Consider the following 2,991-nt stretch of genomic DNA (forward strand, 5'->3'; position numbering starts at 1 on the left):
TGCGTGCGACGGTTCAGCGTGTCGTAGCTGTACTTCGCCAGACTCGTCGTGCCGTTCTCCAGCAGTTGCACCGGACGACCGTAGCCGGCGCCGCAGTAAGTGCGCCGGCAAGAACGCTACCGGCGACGGTCTGAGACGTTGATGCGGAACCAGGATTCAGACCCGCCTTTGCAACTTCACCGGTTGCTCCCAATGCAAAGAGAGAGCCAGCCTCCATTTTCATAATGGTTGAAGCGGCATTCTGTCCCGTCTTCATGGCAAGTTGTGTACCTACGCTGGCTGCGTTGCCTGCGACAGGACCGGCCACAAAGCCGACAGCAAAATCAACACCGGCGTTCACTGCAAGGGTGTATGGGTTTCGCTCTCCCGTCGCCCAACTCGCGCCGAACCCTATGCCAGCATTGAGCGCTCCCATCGCAGCGTTGATAGCCCATTCGCCCGTTGGATCCGTGTAGTTCACCGGATTGTTCCCAACATACGCATACAGGTTCAGATCGTCAGCTGTTCCAACGGGGTCGGTTTGAAGGAACCGCCCCAGCGCCGGCGAATAAAACCGCGCCTTGTAATAGTAAAGTCCCAGATGTACTACAAATTCACTGCTGCGCAGACAACATTTCGCAGCCAACCGTAGATGTAATCCTGAGGACCGCGGTCTGTATCAGCGCAAATAACGAGCCGAACGAGCGAATTCGGCAGCTCGAATGGCTAGTCGGCATGACGCTTGCCGAACACCACCGGCTCGTGCTGGAACTCGTGCCTCCCATCCGAGCTACCAGCTCCAGCACTCCAAGGACACCGCCGTCGGGAAAGTGAAGCGATGTCTATGAATCACACAGATCAATCATGTGAATTTTTTTAACCTTCAGGCGGGAGCCCCAGACTAAGAAAGAATTTGCCTGGATCGTACGCTGCTACAGCCTTGCTCCCATCATCCTTGTATATATCAAGCTCAGTTATCAAGCCCGCCTTTAGAAGAAGGATAAAATTAATATATGGACCCGAGATCGCAGTCGTATCGATATCTTCCTGTTGTCCAGTTACCAAGGGACCGCTAACATTGGCATAAGGAGCCGCTTCAGTAAAATTAAACTCAAGGGACCCGTAATCATCAATCGCTCTCACTCGGGCGCACTCGATCTGCTTTACCAGATTTTCGTTATCTTTCACCACCGACACTAGCGTCATGGCCATATTTTTCTCTAATGTGGTAAGCGATCTAAAATTTTTATCCGACATAATATTCGCCTATCTGTAGAAATACGTGCCGATATTTACGTCACCATTGGGTAACGGAAACGCTCTATATTGATAGTTCTGAGTTTTTCCCCAAAACGGGCCGCCAATCTGCTGCAGCGGCGGCAAACTTTGCAAAATCTCCGCACGAGCAGCGACAGGATCAGCAACATGACGATCACCATGCCCCCAAACAACACCGGCGACAAGTACTGCTGTCATTACTCGTATCAAGTGGCACATATTGAACCGGTTGCCCCGCGAGGGACGGCGCTACCGTCGGAGTGCTGAACGTCGGCGCATCAAGCTTCGGCGTACTTACGGCCACCTGAACCGGAGCGCTTACGGCGACAGGCGGCGCACTGCTCGTCGACGCAAACCCCGATGCCGCCATCATCCCCGTCGGATCGGTGAAGTTAATGGGGTTGTTCTTCACATACGCATACAGGTTCAGATCGTCAGCCGTCCCCACCGGATCCGTCTGCAGGAATCGTCCGAGTGTGGGCGAGTACATCCGCGCCTTGTAATAGTAAAGCCCCAGCGGCGCCAGATACTGCTGCCCCGTATACCCGAAGCGTGACGCCGGTGTGCCGTCCGTCTCGCCAAATGGCCCATACGCCTGACTTGCAATCGTCGGACCCGTGCCGTTCGCCAGCGCAACCACGCTGTCGCCCGCGCGAAATCAGCCAGCTGATCACCATGGACCCGGATATTCATCGATCTCGATGCTGATTCCAAGTAAAGATGCGAGCTCAGAAATATCGCTTGCAATCTCTGGCTTCCTATTGCCAGTTTCATTATACCAATAACAAAAGAAACGCATTTTTGCGCCAACCTCATTTACCAGGACAGGAAGATCGGCCCGCGGCAGATCGAGATGCTTTATTAAATATCGCAAATGTGGATCGAGAGAATCACTCTTAACTTCCCCTTTACTGTATATCCCCCACACCCCAACCACTCCTCTCTGCGGTCTACCAGATGGCGTCACAAATGGCAGATCCTTGCTGATAGCAAGATCCGGCTCCACGTCAAAATATTTGGTCCAATATTCGGGTTGTACAGCATCACCCGTTATCGTAAACGTTGCATGTGCGAGAAGATGATGTTTCATATTTTTCACTGTATTTTAACGGGAGTAATCGTGAATATTAGCCTTCCATTCACCTTTAAAATATACGTCCCCATTGTCATGAAACATAACATTATCCGCCGGCCCCAAGCCGACCGACGGCTTTAACACGTGCAGCATGTCACCAAACGTGCGGTAATCGTACCCCAGCATTTTTGCGGCATATCGCGGGTTGTTTGTGGATGCCGCAACTTGAATCGCCGTTTTATCCCCCACCGCCGCTATCGGCATGGAGAACGTTGGCTCATCAAGCTTCGTCCCAACATTAGTTGAAGGCGGAGCCGGAACATTTGCAGAGGCAGTCGACGTGCTGCTCGTCGATGCAAACCCCGAAGCCGCAATCATCCCCGTCGGATCGGTGAAGTTGATCGGGTTGTTGCCCACATACGCATACCAGTTCAGATCATCCCGATACCCCACCGGATCCGTCTGCAGGAACCGCCCCAGCTCCGGTGAGTACATCCGCGCCTTGTAATAGTAAAGCCCCAGCGGCGCCAGATACTGCTGCCCCGTGTACCCGAAGCGCGACGCCGGCGTGCCATCCGTCTCGCCAAACGGCCCATACGCCTGACTTGCGATCGTCGCACCCGTGCCGTTCGCCAGCGCCACCACGCTGCCCTGCTGGT

The 2,991-nt window shown here is 53.8% G+C and carries 6 protein-coding genes; all 6 read right to left on the reverse strand.

Annotated elements, in window-relative coordinates; genetic code table 11:
• Positions 1-13 precede the first annotated feature (13 nt).
• Positions 14-625 (reverse strand): RHS repeat-associated core domain-containing protein, encoded by a 612-nt coding sequence (locus LPA37_RS27545; RefSeq protein WP_229014247.1) that lies wholly within the window; start codon positions 623-625, stop codon positions 14-16.
• Positions 626-855: 230 nt separating this feature from the next.
• Positions 856-1,236: a DUF6984 family protein gene (locus LPA37_RS27550; protein WP_229014248.1), complete on the reverse strand. Its 381-nt coding sequence runs from the start codon at positions 1,234-1,236 to the stop codon at positions 856-858.
• Between the two features lie 9 nt (positions 1,237-1,245).
• Positions 1,246-1,455, reverse strand: a complete 210-nt coding sequence (locus tag LPA37_RS27555; RefSeq protein ID WP_229014249.1) for a hypothetical protein — start codon at positions 1,453-1,455, stop codon at positions 1,246-1,248.
• On the reverse strand, positions 1,412-1,897 hold the full coding sequence (locus LPA37_RS27955) for an RHS repeat-associated core domain-containing protein (RefSeq protein ID WP_407672643.1): 486 nt from the start codon (positions 1,895-1,897) through the stop codon (positions 1,412-1,414). Before LPA37_RS27955 ends, LPA37_RS27555 begins: the two co-directional genes overlap by 44 nt.
• 30 nt (positions 1,898-1,927) lie before the next feature.
• A complete protein-coding gene (locus tag LPA37_RS27560) occupies positions 1,928-2,347 on the reverse strand; it encodes a DUF4279 domain-containing protein (RefSeq protein ID WP_229014250.1) in 420 nt (139 codons plus the stop codon).
• A gap of 15 nt (positions 2,348-2,362) precedes the next feature.
• Positions 2,363-2,991 (reverse strand): RHS repeat-associated core domain-containing protein (locus LPA37_RS27565; protein WP_324251910.1); only part of this gene is annotated, 629 nt, incomplete at its 5' end.

Source organism: Paraburkholderia gardini (assembly GCF_907164545.1).
Taxonomy (GTDB): domain Bacteria; phylum Pseudomonadota; class Gammaproteobacteria; order Burkholderiales; family Burkholderiaceae; genus Paraburkholderia; species Paraburkholderia gardini.

What these genes read in the sequence shown, in the direction of transcription:
- LPA37_RS27560 (WP_229014250.1), bottom strand. Translation starts at nt 2,347, where the DNA reads ATGAAACATCATCTTCTCGCACATGCAACGTTTACGATAACGGGTGAT.
- LPA37_RS27550 (WP_229014248.1), bottom strand. Translation starts at nt 1,236, where the DNA reads ATGTCGGATAAAAATTTTAGATCGCTTACCACATTAGAGAAAAATATG.
- LPA37_RS27555 (WP_229014249.1), bottom strand. Translation starts at nt 1,455, where the DNA reads ATGACAGCAGTACTTGTCGCCGGTGTTGTTTGGGGGCATGGTGATCGT.